Annotated in this window: 23 protein-coding genes, 3 tRNA genes and 1 other RNA gene; 7 read left to right on the top strand and 20 right to left on the bottom strand. The window is 65.3% G+C overall.

Annotated elements, in window-relative coordinates; genetic code table 11:
• Nucleotides 1–50 precede the first annotated feature (50 nt).
• From MCIT9_RS07855 to MCIT9_RS07840, 4 genes are all read left to right on the top strand, one after another.
• Nucleotides 51–929, top strand: a complete 879-nt coding sequence (locus MCIT9_RS07855; protein ID WP_317704357.1) for a hotdog family protein — start codon at nucleotides 51–53, stop codon at nucleotides 927–929.
• Nucleotides 930–1,362: 433 nt separating this feature from the next.
• Nucleotides 1,363–2,781: a glutamate--tRNA ligase gene (gene gltX, locus MCIT9_RS07850; protein ID WP_317704356.1), complete on the top strand. Its 1,419-nt coding sequence runs from the start codon at nucleotides 1,363–1,365 to the stop codon at nucleotides 2,779–2,781.
• 41 nt (nucleotides 2,782–2,822) lie between these two features.
• Nucleotides 2,823–2,898, top strand: a tRNA-Ala gene (locus MCIT9_RS07845).
• Nucleotides 2,899–2,917: 19 nt separating this feature from the next.
• Nucleotides 2,918–2,994 (top strand) — tRNA-Glu (locus MCIT9_RS07840).
• 76 nt (nucleotides 2,995–3,070) lie between these two features.
• Here MCIT9_RS07840 and MCIT9_RS07835 read toward each other — a convergent pair.
• The 12 genes from MCIT9_RS07835 to MCIT9_RS07780 all read right to left on the bottom strand — a co-directional run bounded on the left by MCIT9_RS07835 (nucleotide 3,071) and on the right by MCIT9_RS07780 (nucleotide 11,429).
• Nucleotides 3,071–3,268, bottom strand: a complete 198-nt coding sequence (locus MCIT9_RS07835; protein ID WP_317704355.1) for a type II toxin-antitoxin system HicA family toxin — start codon at nucleotides 3,266–3,268, stop codon at nucleotides 3,071–3,073.
• 6 nt (nucleotides 3,269–3,274) lie between these two features.
• Nucleotides 3,275–3,559 (bottom strand): DUF1902 domain-containing protein, encoded by a 285-nt coding sequence (locus MCIT9_RS07830; RefSeq protein WP_317704354.1) that lies wholly within the window; start codon nucleotides 3,557–3,559, stop codon nucleotides 3,275–3,277.
• Nucleotides 3,560–3,563: 4 nt separating this feature from the next.
• Nucleotides 3,564–3,923, bottom strand: a transfer-messenger RNA (tmRNA) gene (ssrA, locus tag MCIT9_RS07825).
• A 79-nt stretch (nucleotides 3,924–4,002) separates the two neighbouring features.
• Nucleotides 4,003–5,040 carry a methyltransferase domain-containing protein gene (locus MCIT9_RS07820; RefSeq protein ID WP_317704353.1) on the bottom strand — a complete coding sequence of 346 codons (1,038 nt, stop codon included), beginning with the start codon at nucleotides 5,038–5,040 and terminating at the stop codon, nucleotides 4,003–4,005.
• Between the two features lie 53 nt (nucleotides 5,041–5,093).
• The gene (locus MCIT9_RS07815; protein WP_317704352.1) at nucleotides 5,094–5,828 is read right to left on the bottom strand and encodes a DUF3047 domain-containing protein; all 735 of its coding nucleotides are present in this window, start codon (nucleotides 5,826–5,828) and stop codon (nucleotides 5,094–5,096) included.
• On the bottom strand, nucleotides 5,825–6,439 hold the full coding sequence (locus tag MCIT9_RS07810; protein WP_317704351.1) for a TIGR04282 family arsenosugar biosynthesis glycosyltransferase: 615 nt from the start codon (nucleotides 6,437–6,439) through the stop codon (nucleotides 5,825–5,827). The genes MCIT9_RS07815 and MCIT9_RS07810 overlap by 4 nt, the downstream gene beginning before the upstream one ends.
• The gene (locus MCIT9_RS07805) at nucleotides 6,436–7,098 is read right to left on the bottom strand and encodes a TIGR04283 family arsenosugar biosynthesis glycosyltransferase (RefSeq protein WP_317704350.1); all 663 of its coding nucleotides are present in this window, start codon (nucleotides 7,096–7,098) and stop codon (nucleotides 6,436–6,438) included. The genes MCIT9_RS07810 and MCIT9_RS07805 overlap by 4 nt, the downstream gene beginning before the upstream one ends.
• Nucleotides 7,095–9,251 (bottom strand): FAD-dependent oxidoreductase, encoded by a 2,157-nt coding sequence (locus MCIT9_RS07800; RefSeq protein WP_317704349.1) that lies wholly within the window; start codon nucleotides 9,249–9,251, stop codon nucleotides 7,095–7,097. The genes MCIT9_RS07805 and MCIT9_RS07800 overlap by 4 nt, the downstream gene beginning before the upstream one ends.
• Nucleotides 9,248–10,198, bottom strand: a complete 951-nt coding sequence (gene arsS / locus MCIT9_RS07795) for an arsenosugar biosynthesis radical SAM (seleno)protein ArsS (protein ID WP_317704348.1) — start codon at nucleotides 10,196–10,198, stop codon at nucleotides 9,248–9,250. The genes MCIT9_RS07800 and arsS overlap by 4 nt, the downstream gene beginning before the upstream one ends.
• Nucleotides 10,199–10,342: 144 nt before the next feature.
• Nucleotides 10,343–10,531, bottom strand: a complete 189-nt coding sequence (locus MCIT9_RS07790; RefSeq protein WP_317704347.1) for a zf-HC2 domain-containing protein — start codon at nucleotides 10,529–10,531, stop codon at nucleotides 10,343–10,345.
• Nucleotides 10,518–11,102 (bottom strand): sigma-70 family RNA polymerase sigma factor, encoded by a 585-nt coding sequence (locus MCIT9_RS07785; protein ID WP_317704346.1) that lies wholly within the window; start codon nucleotides 11,100–11,102, stop codon nucleotides 10,518–10,520. The genes MCIT9_RS07790 and MCIT9_RS07785 overlap by 14 nt, the downstream gene beginning before the upstream one ends.
• A gap of 21 nt (nucleotides 11,103–11,123) precedes the next feature.
• Complete coding sequence (locus tag MCIT9_RS07780; protein ID WP_317704345.1) at nucleotides 11,124–11,429, bottom strand: ADP-ribosylglycohydrolase family protein; 306 nt, start codon at nucleotides 11,427–11,429, stop codon at nucleotides 11,124–11,126.
• Nucleotides 11,430–11,599: 170 nt separating this feature from the next.
• Here MCIT9_RS07780 and MCIT9_RS07775 point away from each other — a divergent pair, with 170 nt between their 5' ends.
• Nucleotides 11,600–12,934 (top strand): IS4 family transposase, encoded by a 1,335-nt coding sequence (locus tag MCIT9_RS07775; protein ID WP_317706713.1) that lies wholly within the window; start codon nucleotides 11,600–11,602, stop codon nucleotides 12,932–12,934.
• Here MCIT9_RS07775 and MCIT9_RS07770 read toward each other — a convergent pair.
• Together MCIT9_RS07770 and MCIT9_RS07765 are read right to left on the bottom strand one after the other, a co-directional pair.
• Nucleotides 12,910–13,278, bottom strand: a complete 369-nt coding sequence (locus MCIT9_RS07770) for a helix-turn-helix domain-containing protein (RefSeq protein WP_317706712.1) — start codon at nucleotides 13,276–13,278, stop codon at nucleotides 12,910–12,912. The two genes, MCIT9_RS07775 and MCIT9_RS07770, sit on opposite strands and share 25 nt — an antisense overlap.
• Before the next feature lie 12 nt (nucleotides 13,279–13,290).
• Nucleotides 13,291–13,366: transfer RNA gene (locus MCIT9_RS07765), tRNA-Thr, on the bottom strand.
• A 119-nt stretch (nucleotides 13,367–13,485) separates the two neighbouring features.
• Between MCIT9_RS07765 and MCIT9_RS07760 the strand changes: the two genes are divergently transcribed.
• Nucleotides 13,486–14,040 carry a YqhA family protein gene (locus MCIT9_RS07760; protein ID WP_317704344.1) on the top strand — a complete coding sequence of 185 codons (555 nt, stop codon included), beginning with the start codon at nucleotides 13,486–13,488 and terminating at the stop codon, nucleotides 14,038–14,040.
• Here MCIT9_RS07760 and MCIT9_RS07755 read toward each other — a convergent pair.
• From MCIT9_RS07755 to MCIT9_RS07730, 6 genes are all read right to left on the bottom strand, one after another.
• Nucleotides 14,007–14,528 (bottom strand): L,D-transpeptidase family protein, encoded by a 522-nt coding sequence (locus tag MCIT9_RS07755; protein WP_317704343.1) that lies wholly within the window; start codon nucleotides 14,526–14,528, stop codon nucleotides 14,007–14,009. The two genes, MCIT9_RS07760 and MCIT9_RS07755, sit on opposite strands and share 34 nt — an antisense overlap.
• On the bottom strand, nucleotides 14,525–15,850 hold the full coding sequence (gene rlmD, locus MCIT9_RS07750) for a 23S rRNA (uracil(1939)-C(5))-methyltransferase RlmD (RefSeq protein ID WP_317704342.1): 1,326 nt from the start codon (nucleotides 15,848–15,850) through the stop codon (nucleotides 14,525–14,527). The genes MCIT9_RS07755 and rlmD overlap by 4 nt, the downstream gene beginning before the upstream one ends.
• 3 nt (nucleotides 15,851–15,853) lie before the next feature.
• The gene (locus MCIT9_RS07745; protein WP_317704341.1) at nucleotides 15,854–16,438 is read right to left on the bottom strand and encodes a YdbL family probable chaperone protein; all 585 of its coding nucleotides are present in this window, start codon (nucleotides 16,436–16,438) and stop codon (nucleotides 15,854–15,856) included.
• Nucleotides 16,435–18,288, bottom strand: coding sequence for a hypothetical protein (locus MCIT9_RS07740; protein WP_317704340.1), 1,854 nt, complete (start codon nucleotides 18,286–18,288; stop codon nucleotides 16,435–16,437). The genes MCIT9_RS07745 and MCIT9_RS07740 overlap by 4 nt, the downstream gene beginning before the upstream one ends.
• A 185-nt stretch (nucleotides 18,289–18,473) precedes the next feature.
• A complete protein-coding gene (cysM, locus tag MCIT9_RS07735) occupies nucleotides 18,474–19,382 on the bottom strand; it encodes a cysteine synthase CysM (RefSeq protein WP_317704339.1) in 909 nt (302 codons plus the stop codon).
• A 7-nt stretch (nucleotides 19,383–19,389) separates the two neighbouring features.
• Nucleotides 19,390–19,812: a hypothetical protein gene (locus MCIT9_RS07730; protein WP_317704338.1), complete on the bottom strand. Its 423-nt coding sequence runs from the start codon at nucleotides 19,810–19,812 to the stop codon at nucleotides 19,390–19,392.
• Between the two features lie 82 nt (nucleotides 19,813–19,894).
• Here MCIT9_RS07730 and trhP point away from each other — a divergent pair, with 82 nt between their 5' ends.
• Nucleotides 19,895–21,175 carry a prephenate-dependent tRNA uridine(34) hydroxylase TrhP gene (trhP, locus tag MCIT9_RS07725; RefSeq protein WP_317704337.1) on the top strand — a complete coding sequence of 427 codons (1,281 nt, stop codon included), beginning with the start codon at nucleotides 19,895–19,897 and terminating at the stop codon, nucleotides 21,173–21,175.
• Nucleotides 21,176–21,217: the final 42 nt, after the last annotated feature.

Below are 21,217 nucleotides of genomic sequence, written 5' to 3'. Positions count from 1 at the left end.
GGGATTCACTACACTTCAGGTAAGACGCCGAGTTTCATCAGGAGGCCGCCATGACCGCCGAACTGCCCCCGTTTTCCCAGCTGCACATCGACGTGGCGCGTTTCGCCACCGACGACTTCAATCCCTTCCACGATCCCGGCAAGTGGCACCGGCTCCGGGACAATCCCTTCGGCAGCCCCATCGTCCTGGGCTTCCAGACCGCGACCTGGCTGGCCGAACAGGTGGAGCTTTACCGCCGCGAACACGACGATCCCGGACTGTTGGCGCAGTTGCCCGTCTGTCACTGGCAACTCAACTTTGCCGCCGCCGTCAAGCCCGGGCAGTCCTGCCGGCTGACCATCCGTCCCGGCCGTTACGACGGGACGAAAGGCGTGCTGGGCAACCGGGTGCTGCTCAAGCACGGCAGGCATCCGGTCCTGCTGGGTCAGCACGGACGTTGCCGGCAACTTGCCGAAGACGGGGAGGATGTGCCATCCGCTCTGGCCGCCCGTTCCGACCGCAGCGAGCTGGAAGGCGGATGGTTCCTCAAACGCAAGTTCATGATGACGGCCAACGCCAAGAACTTCCTCCTCGGTTGTCAGGTGCCGCCGCAACGTTATTTCGATGAACTGGAAGAGCGGGTCCGCTTTCCTTATATGTTTCCGGTCAGTTACATTTCCTGCGCCCTGCTGGAGCGGGCCCGGTGCCGGGGCCACGATTTCGAGGCCGAGCCGATGGTCTATGCCCGCCACGAGATCCAGGTCCATCTGCGGGTGGCTGAAACCCTCCGCAGCAACGCGCGCCTGCACATCCTGGTCCGGCCCGAAAGGGAGGACGATGCCGGGCAGCATTTCCAGTGCCGCGGCCTGATCGACGATACCCCCTTGTTCCGGGCCAATATCGTCCTGGTGCCCCTGGCGCGGATTGTCGCCGCCCTGCAGCGGGGATGAAGTCTGGTAAAATACCCAGTTTTTCAACCCAAGGACGAGAACCCGGTCAACCACCCCTCCCTAAAGGGAGGGGCCTTTGGGGAAACCTGAAGGCCCGGGGTTGACCAGGGAAAGCCGTAACCAATCGGCAACAAAGCAGGTAAGGCCAAAAGACCCACCCTGGGATGCTTACCTTACCCAGGCTCTGGAAGTCCCGGTTGCAGACAAGGGCCGGGTACCCAAGAAACGGATCGGGACAAAGGGCCGGCCTGCAACCTTACCGAGGGGAGACCCTGACCACCTTGCGGTGGTCGGGCGTTACCAGGCCCGTAAGGGCAGAGCCGCAAGGCCCGCCGGGTGGAAATCCCGGTACCTGTTTCGTGTTTAACAACTTGCAAGGAGGCCGCGCTTTCCTCCTTCGCCTTCCGGCGGGGGAAACCTGCGCGGGAAACAGATGAGCGTACGCACCCGTTTTGCCCCCAGCCCCACCGGTTACCTGCACATCGGCGGGGCGCGGACGGCGTTGTTCAACTGGCTGTATGCGCGCAAGCACGGCGGCGATTTCATTCTCCGCATCGAGGACACCGACCGCGAGCGCTCCACGCGCGAATCGGTCAACGTCATCCTCGAGGGGATGGCCTGGCTGGGGCTGGACTACGACGAGGGTCCGTATTATCAGACCGAGCGTTTCGACCGTTACCGCGAGGTGATCCGGCAGTTGCTCGAATCGGGCCACGCCTACTACTGCTACTGCACCAAGGAGGAGCTGGAGGCGATGCGGGCCGAGCAGATGGCGCGCAAGGAAAAGCCGCGCTACGACGGCCGTTGCCGCGAGCGCACCGAACCGCGCGAGGGGGTACAGCCGGTGATCCGCTTCAAGACCCCCAGGGAGGGGGAGGTGGTCATCGACGACCTGGTCCGCGGCCGGGTGGTGTTCCGGAACGCCGAGCTCGACGATCTCATCATCGCCCGTTCCGACGGTACCCCCACCTACAACCTGACCGTGGTGGTGGACGATCTCGACATGGGCATCACCCACGTGATCCGCGGCGACGACCACCTCAACAACACCCCGCGCCAGATCAACATCATGCGGGCCCTGGGGGCGGAGCCGCCCCGGTACGCCCACGTGCCGATGATTCTGGGGGAGGACGGGGCGCGCCTGTCCAAGCGCCACGGGGCGGTGAGCGTGCTGGAATACCGCGACCAGGGCTATCTGCCCGAAGCCCTGCTCAACTATCTGGTGCGGCTGGGATGGGCCCACGGCGACCAGGAGATCTTCTCCGTCGACGAGATGATCGAGCTGTTCGACATCCGGGACGTCAACAAATCCGCCTCCACCTTCAACCCGTCTAAGCTGTTGTGGCTCAACCACCACTACATCATGCATTCCGATCCGCTGCATGTGGCCCATCATCTGCGCTGGCACCTGGGCCACCTGGGCATCGACCCGGCCGAGGGCGGGCCCGATCCGGTGGACGTGGTGCTGGCACAGCGCGAACGCTGCAAAACCCTCAAGGAAATGGCCGAGGCCAGCGCCTTCTTCTACCGCGATTTCGACACCTACGACGAAAAGGCGGCCAGGAAACACCTCAAGCCCGAAGCCCTCGAGGTGCTGAAAGCGCTGTACCAGCGTTTCCAGGCCCTGCCGGAATGGGCGCCGGAACCGCTGCATCAGGTCGTGCTGGACACCGCCGAGGCCCTGGGCCTGAAACTGGGCAAGGTCGCCCAGCCGCTGCGGGTCGCCCTGGCCGGATGTGCGATTTCACCGCCCATCGATGTCACCCTGCATCTTCTGGGACGGGAGAAGTCCCTGGCGCGGATCGAGAAGGCGATCGCCTGGATCGAGGAAAAAAGTTCACAACAGGGCTAGACAAGCGGAAAAAAACGCCATATAATAATTATCTCTTGTGAGGGGCCATAGCTCAGCTGGGAGAGCGCTACAATGGCATTGTAGAGGTCGCCGGTTCGATCCCGGCTGGCTCCACCAACAAAATATTTGAAAATTTGTCCCCATCGTCTAGCTGGCCTAGGACACAGCCCTTTCAAGGCTGCGACACGGGTTCGAATCCCGTTGGGGACGCCAATTCAAAGCCCGCCAAGCGCGGGCTTTTTTGCGTCCGGAAAAAGCCGTATATAAGCTGCGAGGGGAGTGTCGAGCGTCAAAACTTCTGATCGATGCCCGCCTGGCGCAGAATCGCATTGGCGGTGAAGCGGGACTTGACCGTCACGGGGACGGAGAAACGTTTGCCAGTGATCGGGCTTTCCCAGATTTTGTGGCTGCCTTTCCCCTGGCGGATGAAGCGACAGCCGTGCTCGGTGAGAAGTCGGCGGACTTGCGGATCAAAACCACGCCCCATGCAGGTTCAGCCGCAGAGGGGCGCGGTTTCGATATGCTCGAAGCGCAGGCGCATGGCGCCTGGGGCGACATCGTAGCCATTGATCTCGGCCAATTCCGGGGCAATCTCCCAGGCGCGCCGGGTGAGCGATTCGAAATTGTCGGCTTCGGTCACAAGACCTAGGGCGTCGCACTCGGCGGTCCAGACACCGTTGTGCGCCGTAACCCGGATGGTGAAATCTTGGTACGCAACAGCAGGCTGGTTCATTGGCGCGAGGATAGGCCAGGCTGGCAGAATCAAAGTGGTTGTCATGAATTGGTGGAGGCGGGGGGAATCGAACCCCCGTCCGCGAATCCTCCGCCTTCGGCTCTACATGCTTAGCCGTTCTATTGATCTCACTGGCTGCTACCCGAACGGCAGGGAAGACAGCCAGCCAGTCCGGTGAGTGTTTAGCGGTTCGGCGCCGGACACGCCTCCCCGCGAGCCTGTGAGATATGACACCCGAAACCCGGACGCACAGGCACGGCTCCGGTCGGATGGCACCCTACTGGGTATTAAGCAGCGAGTGCGTAGTTGTCGTCGTTGGCAACTATAGATTTGCAGAGGATTTACGAGGTTCTGCACCTCGGCATGCACCTGAAGGTTTCGCGATCCGCGTCGAAGCCAGATCGCCCCCTCAAGCAAGTTCGTTATTATAGACCGGGCGTGCCGGAAAAAGTTGCAAAATTTTTCACCAGCGTATCCATGCCGGCACCTCAACAGCAGTCTCCGCTGGGACGCTCTTCCCCGCTGTCGAAAGGCAGGTCACCCCCGCAGCCGCCGAACAGGCCGTAGTGGCGGGAGAAATCCCCGATGAAATCGAAATGGGGGGAGAAACGGGATTCCCGCAGCATCCGGAAGGTGTTGCCGCAGACGGGAAAGACCCGGCCGGTTTCGATGTCGTGGTGCTTGTCGAGGACAAAGCGGTCGGGGTGGTGGGGCACGCTTCCCCGGTAAATCACCGCCTGGCCGTAGTCCTCGCAGGCGTCCTCGAGGCCGTCGATGCGGAACAGCCGGTAGGTGGCCGAGAAGAAACGGATGTTGCCCACCTTGGCCGCCAGCTGCGGATCGGTGACCTCGATGGGGTGGTCGCTCACCAGGCGGGCGTCGGGAAAGCCGGCGTTGCGGGCCAGGCGCAGGAAGTCGTTCCAGTACAGCGCCCCGCCCAGGCATTCCCCGTAGAGCACCGGGTCGCGGCGGACCGCCTCGGGCACCCGGCGGTCGGCATAGACGTCGGAAAAGTAGAACTCGCCGCCGGGCTTGAGCAGCCGCGCCACCCCCGCCAGCACCGCCGGTTTGTCCGGCGACAGATTGATGACGCAGTTGGAGACGATGACGTCGAAGCTCGCCGGTTCCAGATCGAGCCGGTCGAGGCGCTCGATATAGCCGTGGAGGAAGCGGACGTTGTCGAAGTCGAAAGCCTTTGCGTGCCATTGTCGGTGGCGCCGGGCCACCTGCAGTTGTTCCTCGGTCATGTCCACTCCCACGACCTCGCCCTCGGGGCCGGCCAGCTGGGCCAGGGCGTAGACGTCGCGGCCGCTGCCGCAGCCCAGATCGAGAATGCGGCAGCCTTCCAGCAGCGGCGGGCACACCAGGCCGCAGCCGTAGTAGCGCGACAGCACTTCCGGATGGATGCGGGCCAAAAGCGGCTTGAGCCATTCGGGCAGCGCCTCGGGATCGCAGCAAGCGTTGGTCTTGAGATCGCCGCTCTGGGTCAGCCGGCGGCCGTAGTAATCCTGGATGACTTCGTGCATGGGGTTCCTCCGGGTGAATGGTTTGAATCGTAGTCGGGGCGGCAGGGCGATTATTACGCCGAATCGTCGCGGCCGCACTGTTCCGGCCGGGCCACGAAGCACAGGCGGGCGAAACCGGCGTGGGCGTGGCCGCCGGTGTCGTCGCTGTCGGCGGCAACCGCCAGCAGGACCGCTTCGAAGGGCAGGTCGCCGAAGGCGCGGCGGGCATCGATGCGGACGTTCCGGGCCTCGCTGACCCAGCGCCCGGCCTTGGGGGCGCCGCTTTCCACCACGATCATCATCGCCCGCTCGGTGTAGGCGTTGGGACGCATCGTGCCGGGCGGATGGCGGTTGTCCCAGACGTAATTGAGTGCCGCATCCGGCACCGCCTTGCCGAACACCCGGCGGGCCAGGGCCAGCTTGCTGCGGGTGAACCAGTCCAGGCTTTCCGGGGGCAGGCGGAAGGCGACATAGACCCGGGCGGCGTAATCGTCGCCGGACTTGCGGCTCAGGTCGGCGCCGGCCACCGGGGTGTCGATGCGCCAGCGCCAGCACAGCACCGGCGTCTTGTCCAGGTCCACGTCGATGGGGCGGGCGAGCAGGGCCATGCCGGCCTCGGAAATCGCCTCGATGGCCATCTCCCCGTCCCAGGGACGGATGCGGTAGCGCGTCGGCGGCCGGCCCGCGAAGGTGACCACGTGCCAGGGCGGCGGTGGCGAGGCGGCCGCCTGGGTGAAGACCCCCACGTCCACCGTAGGTTCGGCCAGGGCGGCGGACAGAAAGAGCAGCATCGGCCAGGGACGTTTCATCGGCATATCCTCCAGGTGGCGGGCAGATGGCGGAGATCCCCGGGGCGGTCGATGTCGGCCAGGGGCGGCAGACAGTGGAACCGCCACCCCAGGCGGCGCAGGCGCGCGCAGGTGGTGGCGGCCACGGCATCGCCGCCCCAGGCGATGGCTTCGAACAGCGCCGGGTGGAAGCGGCTCAACCCCAGGGCCACATAACCGCCGTCCAGGGCCGGGACCAGCACCGCCTGACCTTGGTGCAGCGCGGCGGCGATCCGGCGGAGCCGCCCGCAGGTCAGCGCTGGGCAGTCGGTGCCGAGGAGGACCACGGCGCGGCCGGTATCAATATGGCGGCGGGCCGCCCGCGCCATGCGCGCCCCCAGATCGCCGTCTCCCTGAGGGGTGAGCACCAGGCCGGGCGGCAGGGCGGTCTCCTTCCAGGCCGGATGGGCCGGGTCCGGGCTGGCGCAGAGCTCGACCGGGCCGAAACCGGCCGCCAGGGCTTCAGTCAGGGTGTGGCGCAGCAGGCGCCGGGCCAGGGCCGCGGCGCCGTCCGGCCCCAGTGCCGGGATCAGGCGGGTCTTGACCCGCCCCGGCTGCGGCGCCTTGGCGAAGACGACGGGACGGACGTTCATCGGTAACGGGCAGCCAGGGTTTTCGGGTCGGCCCCCAGCCAGTAGGCCAGGCGCAGAGACCACATCAGGACAATGGTGCGCCAAACGCCGTTTTCCTCCCAGCGCCGTCCGGAAGTGAGCGCCGGGCCCGGCAGGCAGGCGGGTGGGCCGAGGCGCTTGAGACGGCGGCTCAGTTCGATGTCTTCCATCAGGGGCTGGTCCGGGAAGCCGCCGACGGCCTCGAAGGCATTGCGGCGGACGAAGATGGCCTGATCGCCGGTGGCGATGCCGGTCAGGCGCGAGCGCAGGTTCATCATCGCCGCCACCACGGCCAGCCAGGGGCTGCGGCCGGCGATGCGCACGTCGAAGCGCCCCCAGCGGCGACCGCTCCAGCGGATCTGCCCAAGGGCGCCGGCCGGCAGGCGGGTGTCGGCGTGGAGGAACAGCAGCCACTCGCCCCGAGTCGCGGCCGCCCCGGCGTTCATCTGCCGAGCCCTGCCGCGGGGAGCGTCGAGAACCCGGAAACCGCGGTGGCGGGCGTAGGCCGGACCGCCGTCACCGCTGCCGCCGTCCACCAGGAGGATTTCGGCTTCGGCGGCGAAGGCGTCCAGATGATCGAGCAGCGCCGGCAGCTGGGCACGCTCGTCGAGCATGGGGACGACGATGCTCAGCAGCTTCATGGGTTGCCCCGGCGCCAGCGGTGGTAGCGTTCCAGCCAGGGAAACACCCAGGCGGGGGCGTGGTCGCGTTTCCACTGCCCGGCGGCGAACTTGTCGGCCTCGGCCCAGGTGGGATAGGGGTGGATGGTGGCGAGAAGCTTTTCCATCCCCAGGCCGTGTTGCAGCGCCAGGGTGAACTCCATCAGCATCTCCCCGGCGCGCTCGGCGACGATCGTGGCCCCCAAGAGGCGGTCGCGCCCGGGGACGGTCAGCACCTTGACGAAACCGGTGCGCGCGCCTTCCGTGATGGCCCGGTCCAGTTCGGCCAGATCGTAACGGCTGACCTCGACCTCGATGCCTCGGGCGGCGGCCTCCTGTTCGGTCAGGCCCACGTGGGCGATTTCCGGATCGAGAAAGGTGACCCGGGGGACCGCCCGGTCGTCGACCTTGAGGCGGCGCCAGGGGCCGAACAGGGCGTTGACGGTGGCGTACCCGGCCTGATGGGCGGCGGTGTGGGTGAACTGCCACGGGCCGGCGACGTCGCCGGCGGCGTAGATGTTGGGATAGAGGGTTTCCAGATAGTCGTTGGTGGCGACGGTGCGGTGGGTGTCGATACCCAGGGTCTCCAGCCCGTAACCTTCGAGGCGGGCCGCCCGTCCCACCGCGCACAGCAGCGCGTCGAAGGCCAGTCGCTGCTCGCGGCCGTCGTGTTCGACCACGAGGAATTTGCGCCCGCCGTCGCGCTCGCAGCGGACCGCGCGATGGCCGGTCAGCACCTGCACCCCGTCCTGCGCCAGCCGCTGACGGGCCAGTTCCGAAACCTCCGGGTCCTCGCGGGGAAGCAGGCGGGGACCGCGTTCGATCTGGACCACCTCGGCCCCCAGGCGGGCCAGGGCCTGGGCCAGTTCGCAGCCGATCGGACCGCCGCCGAGGATCGCCAGCCGCCGCGGCAGGCCGCGTTCGGCCAGGGCCGACCACAGGGTGTCGGAGGTGAGGTAACCGGTTTCCTCGATGCCGGGCAGGGGCGGCACCACCGGCCGGGCGCCGGTGGCGAGGACGATGGCGCGGGTGGTCAGCCGCCGGCGGCCGCCGTCGGCGAGGGCCACCTCCACGGTCCAGGGATCGATCAGGCGGGCGTAGCCCTGCAGCACTTCCACTCCCAGGGCGGTGTAGCGTTCGGCGCTGTCGTGGGGTTCGACGGTCCCGATGCTGCGCTGGACGTAGGCCATCACCGCGGCGAAATCGACCTTGGGGTCACCGGCATCGATGCCGTAGTCGCGGGCGTGACGCTGCTGCCAGGCCACCTTGGCGCAGCGGATCAGCGCCTTGCTCGGCACGCAGCCGGTGTTGAGACAGTCGCCTCCCAGCTTGCCCGCTTCCACCAGGGTCACCCTGGCTTTGACCGCCGCCGCCAGATAGGCGCTCACTAGGCCGGCGGCACCGCCGCCGATGACCACCAGGTTGCGATCGAAGCGCCGCGGCCGGCGCCAGCCGGAATAGCGACGGCGGCGCTGCAGCCAGCGGGCGCCGAGCTTGCCCAGCCACGGCATTCCCGCCAGCAGTGCGAAGGACAGCCACAGGCCGGGGGAGGCGACATCGCTCAGATTCCGGAGTCTGGCGATCTGGGTGCCGGCGTTGACGTACACCAGCGTCCCCGGCAGCATGCTCAGCTGGCTGACCCAGAAGAAGGTGCGCACCGGCATGTGGGTCAGCCCCATCAGCAGATTGATGAGGAAGAAGGGGAACACCGGCATCAGCCGCAGCGAGGCCAGGTAGAGGATGCCGTCGCGGGCGATGCCGCGGTCGACGACCTCGAACTGGCGCGCAAAGCGCCGCCGCAGCGGTTCCCGCAGCAGATAACGGGCGGTGAGCGTGGCCAGCGTCGCTCCCAGGGTGGAGGCGAAGGACACCAGCACGGTGCCGCCGACCAGGCCGAACAGGGCCCCGGCCGCGAGGGTCAGCACCGCGGCGCCGGGCACCGACAGGGCGGTGACCAGCACGTAGAGCAGGAAGAAGCCGGTAATGAAGGCGAGCGGTTCGCGCGCCAGCCAGGCGCGTAGATCCGCCAGGCCGGCCTGCAGGGTGGCCAGATTGAGGTAGCGCCCCAGATCCAGGGTGAACCAGGCGGTCACCAGGGCGGCGAGCAGGAGGAGCAGCAAGAGCCGGGTTTTCACGTCAGCGCCCCCGTGCAGCTGCTGCCCTGGCCGGCGGCGCAGCCGTAACAGTGGTCGGCCACCCGGACCGGGCGGCCAGCGGGATCGGTGTCCAGGAGATCGCGCAGATGCCGGGGGCCGTCCGCGGCCAGCCCCAGTTGCTGGTTGAAGTCGCAGTCGTAGAGATGCCCCCGCCAGTCCACGCTGAGCAGGTGGCGGCACATGAGACGGTCCAGATTGGCCGGTTCGAAGTTGGTCTTCAGCAGCGCCAGATAGGCGTCGAACCGCCCTTTGGAGATCAGCATCGACCCGAAGCGCTGGATAGGCATGTTGGTCAGGGTCAGGAGGCGGTTGAAGACGATGCCGAAGCGCTGCGCCAGCGCCTCCCGGTAGGCCGCCTCCAGCTGCGGCTGCGGGGACGGCAGCGCGTCCCCCTGGGGGTTGTAGACCAGGTTCAGCACCAGACCGCTGCCGGGTTCCCCGTAGCCCAGGCGATTGAGGCGGCGCAGAGCGGCGATGCTCTTGGCGAAGACCCCCGCACCGCGCTGGCGCTCGACGTTCTCTTCCAGATAGCACGGCAGGGAGGCGACCACCTCGACCCGGTGGTCGGCGAGGAACTCCGCCAGATCCGCCTGGCCGGGCTCGAACAGGATGGTGAGGTTGCAGCGGTCGATGACGTGGACGCCCAGCGCCCGGGCCTGGGTGACCAGCGAGCGGAACCCCGGGTGCAGTTCCGGGGCGCCCCCGGTCAGATCAAGGGTTTCGATCCCGCGGGCGGCCAGGACTTCGGAGATCAGCGCCAGGGTGTCGGCATCCATCATCTCCCGGCGATGGGGGCCGGCGTTGACGTGGCAGTGCAGGCAGGTCTGGTTGCAGCGGTAGCCGAGGTTGACCTGCAGGGTGGTCAGGCGCCGGCGTTCGACAGGGGGAAAGTCGCCGGGGAGCAGACGGGGCAGGGTCGGATGCATGGAAGCACCTTGTTTGTCGTGAACGTTATGGCATTGGTCGGGCGGGGGCGGCGATTATTACAGCGTCAATGACTTTTCGGGAGCGGGGCAGGAAGGGGCTGCCGGACCGAAATTCGTCCGTAAATTTAGGCTCGGAGCGGCCTTTCATGCCTGTCGCTCGTCTTCTTTGACGTAAGCGCGGCTGATGCGGCGCAGGATTTCCAGATGGCGCCGGTAGCGGCGGCAGCCGCGGCACATCAGGGTGTGGAATCTCAGGGCCAGCCGCTCTTTCAGGGTCAGCGGGCGGTCGAGACCTTCCGAGGCCAGACGGGCGGCTTGTTCACAGTTCAGCATGGCGGCCTCCGGGGGCGAACCAGTGGTTTTCCAGACAGGCCTGCAGGCGCAGGCGGGCGCGGTGAAGCAGGACGTTGAGATTGGTGGCGCTGATGTTCAACGTGGCACAGATGGCCTTGGTCTCCAGGCCGATGAATTCGCGCATCATGAAGACCTGGGCCTGGCGTGGCGGCAGGCGTTCGAGGCAGGTTTCGAACACCCGCCAGAACTGGGCGTCATTCAGCGCCTGCGCCGGATCGCCCCAATCCCAGGGCCGGGCCTCGGGGCGCCAGTGGCCGCGGTCGTCGAACCAATGTCGTTCGTCGTCCTCGTCCTCCGTGAGTATCGCCTCCCGATAGCGCTGGCGCAGGGCATCGGCGATCTTGTGGCGGAGGATGGCGAACACCCAGGTCTTGAATGCCGCCCGTCCCTGGAAACGGTCGGCATTCTTGAGCGCCCCGGCCAGCGCTTCCTGCACCGTGTCTTCCGCCAGGGTCGGGTCGGACAGCTGCAGGGTGGCAAAGCGCAGCATCTGCCCGCGCAGGGACGCGATGAAGTCAGGATCGGCGAGGGGATCGGGGGCGTGAGCCATGGAGAATCCGGTGCGGTCGCATCAGGCAGAGCATATGATAACCTTGGCCGCGCCGTTGCCGAAGCTGCCATACGGTTCGGTGCGGGCGGAGAACAGCCAGCGGGCGAACATGCCGCCCCAGCCGCAATCGGGATAGCGGCGGCCCCAGTCCTTGAAGGCCGCAACCGGGTCGCGGTCATGGAGCAGGCTGTCGGCGACCGCCACCGTCAGCACGGTATCGTCGGTGAAATGGGCGTCGGGATGGAAGAGCGGCGCGAAATCCCTGGATTTGCAGGGCGCGAACTCGTAAACGGAACCAATGATGTCTCCCGCGATGGCGCCGATCATGGCTTACCTGGGCCTTCATCCTCCGAAGTTGAAAGCTGAAAAGCTCACTGTTGATTTGCGAACCAGGAGGGCAAAGGCCTTTAGATCACCCTATTACCCACATCTCTCGCCCCTGTAGTAAGATATTGATTTCTTTGGATAGGCGTTGACATGAGCTGGGCTGAACAAGAATTTTTTCCCTGGCGCTGGGCGATGCCCGCCTGAACCGGCGGCTGTGCCGGGTGATAGAAGCGATGGCAAACGATCCGATGGCGAGCGTTCCCAACGTTTGCGGGGGTGGCTGGGCGGAGACCAAGGCGGCCTACCGGCTGCTGGACAATGCCAGGCTGGATTTTCGGGAGGTGTTGCGGGCCCACAGTGTGCCGACCCTGGAACGGATCCGGCAGCAGTCGCGGGTGCTGTGCCTGCAGGACACCACCGAGCTGGATTATTCCGGGCGGCCGTCGATGGCGGGGTTGGGACGGCTGAATTACGAGCAGCGTCAGGGGTTGTACCTGCATCCGACGCTGGTGATCAGTGAGGCGGGCGTGGCCCTGGGGGTGACCGACTGCTGGCACTGGGCGCGTTTGCCCAAGGGGGAACCGGACCTGGCCGAAAGCCTGCGTTGGGTGGAAGGTTATGAGCGGGTGGCCGAGATGGCCGCCCTGGCGCCCGAGACCCGGCTGGTGTATGTCGCCGACCGCGAAGGTGACCTTCGGGCCCTGATCGACCGGGCCGAACAGCTGGGCTTTGCCGCCGATTACCTGATCCGGGTACGACACGACCGCAAGCTCAACGACCCTCTCGATGGCAAACTGCGGGCCGCGGTCGAAGCCCAGCCGGTGTTGGGGACGATCGCCTTTGACCTGCCGGCCGGCGGCAACCGCCCGGCCCGGCAGGTCACACAAACAATCCGGCTCGCCCGGGTCGAACTGAAGACCCGCAGCGGCCCGGGTCCCCAAGTCACCGTCATCCTGGCCCGGGAAGAGGCGCCCCCCGAAGGCCAGGAAGCGGTTGAATGGTGCCTGATCACCAACGAAGAAATCACCACCCTGGAACAGGCCAGAGCGCGCATCGAATGGTACCGCAAACGCTGGTGGATCGAGGTCTACTTCCGCATCCTCAAAAGCGGCTGCCGCATCGAAGCCCTGCAACTTCGCACCCGGGAACGCCTGGAACGGGCCCTGGTGCTGTATCTGATCGTCGCCTGGCGCATCCTGATGCTGATGACGCTCGGGCGGGAACATCCCGAGTGGTGCTGTGAAGTGGTGTTCTCTGTCGAAGAATGGCAGACCGCCTGGGCCATCCACCATCGCACCCCGCCGCCCGCGACGCCGCCGGATTTGGGCACCATCGTCCGCATTGTGGCCGGCTTTGGCGGCTGGCTGGGGCGCAAGAACGATCCCCCACCCGGCCCCAAAGCCCTGTGGCAGGGCATGACCAAACTGAGCGCCTACGTGGAGGCCGTGACCGCCATCCGGGCGGCCGAGATCAAGTTCCCTCAGAGAAAACGGATAAGACATTGATTCCTATAGAAGGGGGAAGATGTGGGTAATAGGGTGGCCTTGTCCTGGGCCATGTCGCGCAGGCCTTCGGGGGCCTGGTAGTCGGCCAGGATCGCGGCTCTGGGATCGGTGGCGTTCCGGTAGGGCTCCTGGGGCTCGCGCACGGCGTCGCCCAAAAGGTCGGAGACGGTCACGCCCAGGGCCCTGGCGATCTTGAGGAGATTTTCCGGGGTGCCGACCACATCGCCGCGTTCCAGTTTGGAGATGCAGGACTGGTCGATGCCGGTTGCACGGGCCAGCTCTTGCTGGGTGATGTTGTTGGCGCGCCGGAGGGCACGGATGCGCTTGCCGTAGTCCGTTTCAATTTGTGAGATAGCTGGAGCTGGCGACAGGATTCGAACCTGCGACCGGCGAATTACAAATCCGCTGCTCTACCAACTGAGCTACGCCAGCGCGGCAGTTGGATTCTACCCGGCAGGGAATTTGACTGGCAAATGTTTTTTGTATCCGTCATCATTGTTGCATTTGGATGATAGCAGAAGGAGACGGCGTTGCAGGCGAAGAATCCTTGGATGAAGCGGGTAGAGCTGATCTTCGAGGCCGCCCTGTGGCGCACCCGCCTGGTGGTGCTGGTAGCCGTGCTTGCCAGTCTGGTGACGGCGTTTGCGGTTCTTTACGTGGCGACGGTCGATGCATGGATTCTGGTTTCGGAATTGGCCCATTATGCCGATCCGGATCTGACGCCTGAGGTGCGGCAGGTGCTTCGGGCCCAGTCCATCGCCCATGTGGTGGAGGTGATCGACGGTTATCTGCTGGCGACAGTGTTGCTGATATTCTCACTGGGGCTGTACGAGCTGTTCATCAGCACGCTGGAGGAGGCCCGCCGCAGCGACGCCTTTGCCAAGGTGCTGGTCATCCGCAATCTGGACGACCTGAAAAGCCGCCTTGGGAAGGTGATTTTGATGATCCTCATCGTCAAGTTCTTCGAGCGGGGCATCAGCATGAAATTCGACGGGCCTTTGGATCTGCTGGCGTTTGCGGGCGGCATTGCGCTGGTAGGGTTCGCCCTATTTCTGTCCCATTCGGCGATTTATCACCTGACCGGCAAAGACGGCCAGGTGGACTGATCGCCGCTTTCAGTGATCCAGACCCGGGTGCCGGGTTCGATCCGGTCGTACAGTTCCTGGACATCGGCGTTGCGCATCCGGATACAGCCGCAGGAACCGGGCCGGCCGTCGATCAGGTGGTCGGGGCTGCCGTGGATGTAGATATAGCGGCGGAAGGTGTCCCGCTCCCCTAGGCGGTTGAAGCCGGGTTCCAGACCGCAGAGCCAGAGGATGCGGCTCAGGATCCAGTCACGCTTTGGATACCGTTGTGCCAGCTGGGGGGAATAGATTTCACCGGTAAAACGCCGTCCCACCAGAACGGCGTAGCGGGGCAGTCCGGTTCCGATCTTGGCGCGCACGTAATGCCAGCCCCGGGGGGTGCAGCCGCTGCCGATCCGCTCGCCGCAGCCGTTGCGGGCGGTCGAAACCGGATATTCCCGAATCTTTATACCGTTATCTAGCAAAAACAACCGCTGCCGTGGAATGCTGACGATGATCCAACGGGTCATGGCGTCAGCAGGGCGATGGATTCGACATGGGCGGTGTGGGGGAACATGTCCATGATCCCGGCGCGGATCAGCCTGAAGCCGTGCTCGTGTACCAGCCGGCCCACGTCGCGGGCGAGCGTGGCAGGGTTGCAGGAAACGTAAACCACCTGCTTGGGACGCCAGCGGGGCAGCCACGCCATCAGTTCGAGGGCGCCGCTGCGGGCCGGATCCAGGAGAATCTTGTCGTAACGCGCCCCGGCCCAGGGCTGGTCCTCCAAGGGCTGGGTGAGGTCGCAGACGTGAAATTCCACGTTGTCGATGCCGTTGGCCCGGGCGTTGTAGCGCCCCATCTCCACCTCCCGGGCGTTGCCTTCCACGCCGACGATACGCCCACCGCGGCGCGCGAGCGGCAGGGTGAAATTGCCGAGGCCGCAGAACAGGTCCAGGAGGGTTTCGTCCGTTTGGGGGGCCAGCATTTCCAGAACTCGGGCGATCATCTTGCGGTTGATGTCGGCGTTCACCTGGGTGAAGCCCAGCGGGCCGAACCAGAGGGTGACGTCCTCCGGCAGGAAATAACAGGGCAGCGGGGGATCCTCAGGGTAGAGTGGCTGGAGTGATTCCGGTCCCTTGGGCTGAAGATAGACGTCGAAATCGTAGCGGCGGCCGAAATCGCTCAGCCGCTGGCGGTCTGCCGCGCTCGGCGGCTGCAGCACCCGGAATACCAGGGCGCTGCGGTTGTCGCCGATAGCGACCTCGATCTGGGGCAGCTGCTCGCGGATGCTCAAGGTGTCGATCAATCCCGCCAGGTCCTGCAGCCGTTCCCCGACCTGGGGGTGCAGGGTGAGGCAGGATTCGATTTCGGCCATTTTGCCGCTGCCGCGCTCGCGGAACCCCACCAGCACCTTGTCCTTGTTGCGGACATAGCGGACGCCGAGGCGGGCTTTGCGCCGATAGCCCCACACCGGGCCGGTCAAAGGCGGCCAGCATTCGAAGTCGTCTATCCCGCCGATGCGGCGCAGTTGCTCGGCCAGCAGTGCGTCTTTGGCCCGGATCTGCGCGGCGTGGTCCAGGTGCTGCAAACTGCAGCCGCCACACCGGCCAAAAGCGCCGCAGGCCGGGGCGACCCTTTCCGGGACGGACTTGAGCACTTCGACGACCTGGCCGCTGCCGTGATCGCGGCGCAGCTCGGTGTAGCGAAAACGGACGGTTTCCCCCGGCAATGCCCCGATGATGAAGATGGCCTTGCCGTCCACGTAGGCGATGCCACGGCCGTCGTGGGTCAGTTTTTCGACGGTGGCCAAGGCCGGCTCGGTCGGCAGCGGCCTGCGTCGGCGTCGTCCCATGGGCTATTTCCGCACCCAGCGGCCGTTGGCAAGCTGGACCTGCCAGCCCGGTTTGGCGTTGGCGATCCAGCGTTTGGCGAAGGTGGCCTGGATGTCATCGGCCCATTCGGGATGGCCGTTGGCGCGGGCAATGGCCCGATACAGAGCGAGCCGGTCCCGGTTTTCCGCCGCCACCAGGCGCTCGACGATGGCCCGTTCCTTGAGCGGGATCTGGGTCTTGTTGACCACCGCCACCAGGCCGTTGTTGGCATAGCCGATCCAACCCCGGTCGAGATAGGATTTCAGTTTGGGGAAACGGCGTTTCATCGAGGCGCGGATGGCCCGGATTTCCGGACTGTCGATGTCCAGGTCCGCGGCCGCTTGGACGCTTCCGACGCCGAGAAGGGCCCACAGATCGATGCGTACCTGCCAATGGGGCAGGGCCGATTGCGGCGGGTTTTCCTTTTCCGTCCCTTCCTGGATCTCCTTGATGATCCGGTCGGCGGCCTTTTCCGCTGCGGCGGCCGGAAAGTAGATGTTGATAGTGACGCAGGCGGCGATGCCAAGCATCAGCAACAGCGGAATCAGCGGGGTGAGTGTTTTTTTCATCGGATGACGGGTCCTTGGACTTGGGTGATGCGTTTGAGCCGGGCGATCAGCGTCGGCCAGTCGATGCGGCGATTATAGCCGATCACGTCGATACGCGGCAGGTAGCTCCCCTGGACGATGTAGAACCCCTGCGGCGCAGCGGCGATGCCCCGCAGCTCGCAGACGTTGTAGCGCAGGCGGCAGCCCAGTCCCAGCCGCCGGTAGTGGAATTCGTCGAACAGGCGTAGGACCAGCCGTGACAGCACCCCGACCGCACTGCCGCCTCCCAAGGTGGTGAGATTCTCCACCGCCTTCTGGCTGATGCGCTTGCGGGACCGGTCATCGCCGGGGGTGCCGAACCAGGCATCGAAGGCCACGGGACGCCAGTTTTCCAGCTGGAGGTCCTTGACGTAGCCTTCCAGTCGTCCGGTGATGCGGCCGAAGGAGAAATGCCCGGTCACCTGTTCCAGGTCCAGATCGTGGAGATAGATGTCGGCCCGAAGGCGGGGCAGGGCGCCGAACAGATCGGTGACGACGAGATTTTCCACCACGATCCGGCCGTCGAAGACTTCGATGACCAGCCGGCCGTCCACCTTGAGGGTATGGCGGCGGTGATCGTAAGTCACCTTGGGGATATGGCCGTCGAGGGTTCCCGCAAGCGGCGGCAGCCCCAGCACCCGGGTCAGCACTTCCAGGGAAATTCCTTTCAGGTCGCCGGCGAAGCGCAGCCTGGGCGTTCGGGTCAGATCCAGTATCTCCAGCTCGCGGATGCGCAGCCGGCCGTCGAGCACCGGGATCGTCGCCGGGCGGAGCAAACGGATGTCGTCATCGACCAGACGCAGCAGGAACCCGGCGGCGCCGAATGGAATGGCGTAAAGGTGGCCGGCATGCCAGGCCAGCCGGGAAGTGGGAAAGGCCTGGGCGCCGGCATCGAGGCTGCGTTGCCAGTACAGCTCAGCCTGCAACCGGTTCAGGCCAAGGCGGCGCTGGCGGTCGTCCAGGGTCAGCCGCTCCAGCGCCAGGCGGGCCCGGCGCGGGCCGTTCCGCCAGCGGACCTGACCCCGGGCCCACCCCGTGACTACGGTCAGACCCTCCCAGTTTCCGCCTTCCAGCAGCGGTTTGAGGTAATTGTCGAACAGGGCCGGGAGCCGGCTGTGAAAGGTCAGATCGCCCCGCGTGTTTATACCGTTATCTGGGGTGTATTTGAATACCGAACCACCCAACACCCAGATACCGGTCTGGCGAAGGCGAAAATCCTGCAGCAGCAGTGACCGGGAACGAGGACGCCAGCGCCACTGACCGGAAAAGCGGAAGGGGTGGGCGGCGAAATTCCAATAAAAGGGCAGCCACAGGCCTTCCCCCTGATCGAGCTGTAAATCGAGAGTGCCGTGCCAGTCAGCGTGCTTCCGGGATGCCTGCAGCCTCATGCGCAACCCCACCTGATCCAGCACCCGGGCATAGTCGCTGTCATGAAAATGAAGCGAGCCGCCTGTCAACTTCGCCTGCCAGTATTGGGCTTCAGCGCGGCCCCGTCCGCTCGCCTGCAGGTGCAGGTTCCCTCCCAGGTCCTCGATTCCCTGCAGTGACGGGGGCAGCAGGGGGCGCAGCCAGGCAAGCGCCAGGGGCTGGCGGCCCTGAAGATCAAGGCGCCAGTCGCTTTCCCGCTGTGACCATCGCAGCCGCCATTTCCCCCGGGCGAAGCGAAGCGGATCGAGCTGCAGCTGCACATGAGGGTTCAGGGTCAGGCGATAGCAGGCGTTCACTGACCGGCGCAGCAGGGGGAGATCCAGGCGCAGACGGCCTTCGGGGCAGGCGAAGGATTCGGGATCGTTGCGGCCGCCGGGGCAGTCGAGCCGCAAAGCTTTCAGCATGTAAGGCGGGAAGGGGAATCGCAGCGACTCGAGGTTCAGGTGGTGGCCCCGGCTGAGCCTACCGTCGAGCCCCGAGAGGATAAAGCTCCCGTAGCGGAGCCGTTCCAGCTGCAGGCCGATCGTGGCGGCCCGCCCGCCGCCAGGGATGAACAGGAAAAGTAGGCAGGCGACAGCGAGCGGTCGAATCAGGCTGGAAACACTCCCGTGGACAGGTAGCGGTCGCCCCGGTCGCAGATGATGGTAACGATGACGGCGTTTTCCACCTGCCGGGACAGTTGCAGGGCCGCGGCAACCGCCCCGCCGGAGGAGATGCCGCAGAAGATGCCTTCCCGGGCGGCCAGTTGGCGGGTGGTTTCCTCGGCCGCTTCCTGGGAGATGTCCAGGATCCGGTCAACCCGGGAGGCGTCATAGATCTGGGGCAGGTATTCCGGAGGCCAGCGGCGGATGCCGGGAATTTTGGCGCCTTCGCCGGGCTGGACGCCGACGATCTGGACCGCCGGATTCTTTTCCTTCAAAAACCGGGAAACACCCATGATGGTGCCGGTGGTCCCCATGGCGCTGACGAAGTGCGTAATGGCGCCGAAGGTGTCGCGCCAGATTTCCGGGCCGGTGCCTTCGTAGTGGGCGCGGGGATTGTCCGGATTGGAGAACTGGTTGAGGAGTTTACCTTCGCCGCGGGCGGCCATGGCTTCGGCCAGGTCGCGGGCTTCTTCCATGCCGCCTTCCGCCGACACCAGAATGATCTCGGCGCCGTAGGCCTTCATGACCGCGCGCCGCTCCACGCTCATGTTCTCGGGCATGATCAGGGTCATGCGATAGCCCTTTATGGCAGCCACCATGGCCAGGGCGATCCCAGTATTGCCGCTGGTAGCTTCGATCAGACGATCGCCGGGGCGGATCTCGCCCCGTTCCTCGGCGTGTTTGATCATGCTCAGGGCCGGGCGGTCCTTGACCGAGCCAGCGGGATTGTTGCCCTCCAGCTTGGCCAGGATGAGGTTGGAGGTTTCACCGGGCAGGCGCTGCAGGCGCACCAGAGGGGTATTGCCGATACAGGCTTCGATGGTGGGGAAGCGGCTGGGGTCGATGGTGGTCATGTGTGGCTCAGTTTCCAAAAAGTTCGACGATCCGGCTGAGGATCACGATCAGGCCCACAGCGCCGATCATGCGCCAGGTCTGTCGGTTGATGGCGATGTAGATCTGTTTGATTTCGGTGTGAATGTTCTTGATTTCCGTATCGATTTGTTCGAAGCGCTTGTCCACCTGCTCGAAACGCCGCTCGACCTGCTCGAAGCGCTTGTCCACCTGTTCAAAACGCTGATCGAAATGGCGAAAGCGTTCCTCGGTCAGGGTGAACTGTTTGGCCATCAGTTCGCGCTGGTGTTTCAGCTCCTCTTCCAGGCGCACCAGGCGTTCGCGCAGCTCCACGTCCATCGGTGGCAGTTGCGCCACACGGGCCTGCTGGCGGGCGATGGCCGCCTCGATCATTTCTTCGATGCGCTGCAGGTCTTCTTCGGCCAGAGCCATGGTCAGATTAAGGAAGGTAATTGTGTCAGATCGGGATAAAGTATACCATTCATGCCCCTTCCCGCCGTCACCGATCCAAACCATGTCCCAGACAGAACTCTTGTCCCCCGCCGGCACGTTGCGGCACATGCGCTATGCCTTCGCTTACGGCGCCGATGCGGTTTACGCCGGTCTTCCGCGTTACAGCCTCAGGGTGCGCAACAACGATTTCACCCTGGCCAATCTCGAAACGGGGATCGCCGAGGCCCACGCCCAGGGCAGGAAATTCTACCTGGCCGCCAACGTGCTGCCCCACAACAGCAAGGTCAAGACCTTCATCAAAGACTTTGCCCCCATCGTCGCGGCCGGACCCGACGCCCTCATCATGGCCGATCCGGGGCTGATCCTGCAGGTCCGGGAAACCTGGCCCGAGATGCCGATTCACCTCTCGGTGCAGGCCAACACCATGAACTATGCGGCGGTGCGTTTCTGGCAGCGGTTGGGGATCGAACGCATCATTCTGTCGCGGGAACTGTCCCTGGACGAGATTGCTGAGATCCGCCAGCAGTGTCCTGATGTCGAACTGGAAGTGTTCGTCCACGGCGCGCTGTGCATCGCCTATTCCGGGCGTTGTCTGCTGTCCGGCTACTTCAACCGCCGCGATCCCAACCAGGGCACCTGCACCAACGCCTGCCGCTGGGAGTACCGGGTCAGGCCCGCCGAGGCGGGCGGGGTGGAGCGCCATCCGGCGGCCGACCGAACCTACCTGCTCGAGGATCCCGGCCGCCCCGGTGAATACATGCCGATCCTGGAGGACGAACACGGCACCTACATTCTCAACTCCAAGGATCTGCGCGCGGTGGAGCACGTCCACAAATTGGTGGCGCTGGGAATCGACTGCCTCAAGATTGAGGGCCGGACCAAATCCCACTACTACGTTGCCCGCACCGCCCAGGTCTATCGCCAGGCGATCGAAGATGCCCTTGCCGGCCGCCCGTTCGATGCCCGTCTCCTCGGCGTGCTCGAAAATCTTTCCAACCGCGGTTATACCGACGGCTTCTATCAGCGCCACCACAGCCACGAATACCAGAACTATCTCCAGGGGGCTTCCCGCAGCCACCGCCAGCAGTTCGTCGGCGAGGTGGAGGATTACGATCCTGCCAGCGGCAAGGCCCAGGTTCTGATCAAGAACAAGCTGCGTCGGGGCGACCGCATCGAATGGATTTCCCCCGCCGGCAACCGCGGCATGACAGTGGACTATTTAGAGGACCTGGAGGGGAATGCCCTGGAGGAATCCCCCGGCGGCGGCTGGCGGGTCCGGCTGCCGGTTCCCGAAGCCGGGCGTTACGATCTGGTGGCGCGTTATCTGGAAGACGCTTCCTGAAACTGCGACTGGATCGACAGTCTTCATGCCCGGCTGGTCTGT

Origin of the sequence: Methylomarinovum caldicuralii (assembly GCF_033126985.1) — a bacterium.
Taxonomy (GTDB): domain Bacteria; phylum Pseudomonadota; class Gammaproteobacteria; order Methylococcales; family Methylothermaceae; genus Methylohalobius; species Methylohalobius caldicuralii.
The sequence above is the reverse complement of the archived record's forward strand: the minus strand, read 5'-3'. Positions and strand labels throughout refer to the sequence as shown.

Excerpts from the sequence above, each read along its gene's own strand:
- cysM (WP_317704339.1), bottom strand. The coding sequence starts at position 19,382 with ATGACCACCATCGACCCCAGCCGCTTCCCCACCATCGAAGCCTGTATC.
- MCIT9_RS07730 (WP_317704338.1), bottom strand. The coding sequence starts at position 19,812 with ATGGCTCTGGCCGAAGAAGACCTGCAGCGCATCGAAGAAATGATCGAG.
- MCIT9_RS07740 (WP_317704340.1), bottom strand. The coding sequence starts at position 18,288 with ATGCTGAAAGCTTTGCGGCTCGACTGCCCCGGCGGCCGCAACGATCCC.
- MCIT9_RS07830 (WP_317704354.1), bottom strand. The coding sequence starts at position 3,559 with ATGACAACCACTTTGATTCTGCCAGCCTGGCCTATCCTCGCGCCAATG.
- MCIT9_RS07810 (WP_317704351.1), bottom strand. The coding sequence starts at position 6,439 with ATGAACGTCCGTCCCGTCGTCTTCGCCAAGGCGCCGCAGCCGGGGCGG.
- MCIT9_RS07790 (WP_317704347.1), bottom strand. The coding sequence starts at position 10,531 with ATGCTGAACTGTGAACAAGCCGCCCGTCTGGCCTCGGAAGGTCTCGAC.
- MCIT9_RS07780 (WP_317704345.1), bottom strand. The coding sequence starts at position 11,429 with ATGATCGGCGCCATCGCGGGAGACATCATTGGTTCCGTTTACGAGTTC.
- MCIT9_RS07760 (WP_317704344.1), top strand. The coding sequence starts at position 13,486 with ATGAAGCGGGTAGAGCTGATCTTCGAGGCCGCCCTGTGGCGCACCCGC.
- rlmD (WP_317704342.1), bottom strand. The coding sequence starts at position 15,850 with ATGGGACGACGCCGACGCAGGCCGCTGCCGACCGAGCCGGCCTTGGCC.
- MCIT9_RS07805 (WP_317704350.1), bottom strand. The coding sequence starts at position 7,098 with ATGAAGCTGCTGAGCATCGTCGTCCCCATGCTCGACGAGCGTGCCCAG.
- MCIT9_RS07820 (WP_317704353.1), bottom strand. The coding sequence starts at position 5,040 with ATGCACGAAGTCATCCAGGATTACTACGGCCGCCGGCTGACCCAGAGC.
- MCIT9_RS07785 (WP_317704346.1), bottom strand. The coding sequence starts at position 11,102 with ATGGCTCACGCCCCCGATCCCCTCGCCGATCCTGACTTCATCGCGTCC.
- arsS (WP_317704348.1), bottom strand. The coding sequence starts at position 10,198 with ATGCATCCGACCCTGCCCCGTCTGCTCCCCGGCGACTTTCCCCCTGTC.
- gltX (WP_317704356.1), top strand. The coding sequence starts at position 1,363 with ATGAGCGTACGCACCCGTTTTGCCCCCAGCCCCACCGGTTACCTGCAC.
- MCIT9_RS07755 (WP_317704343.1), bottom strand. The coding sequence starts at position 14,528 with ATGACCCGTTGGATCATCGTCAGCATTCCACGGCAGCGGTTGTTTTTG.
- MCIT9_RS07835 (WP_317704355.1), bottom strand. The coding sequence starts at position 3,268 with ATGGGGCGTGGTTTTGATCCGCAAGTCCGCCGACTTCTCACCGAGCAC.
- MCIT9_RS07815 (WP_317704352.1), bottom strand. The coding sequence starts at position 5,828 with ATGAAACGTCCCTGGCCGATGCTGCTCTTTCTGTCCGCCGCCCTGGCC.
- trhP (WP_317704337.1), top strand. The coding sequence starts at position 19,895 with ATGTCCCAGACAGAACTCTTGTCCCCCGCCGGCACGTTGCGGCACATG.
- MCIT9_RS07855 (WP_317704357.1), top strand. The coding sequence starts at position 51 with ATGACCGCCGAACTGCCCCCGTTTTCCCAGCTGCACATCGACGTGGCG.
- MCIT9_RS07745 (WP_317704341.1), bottom strand. The coding sequence starts at position 16,438 with ATGAAAAAAACACTCACCCCGCTGATTCCGCTGTTGCTGATGCTTGGC.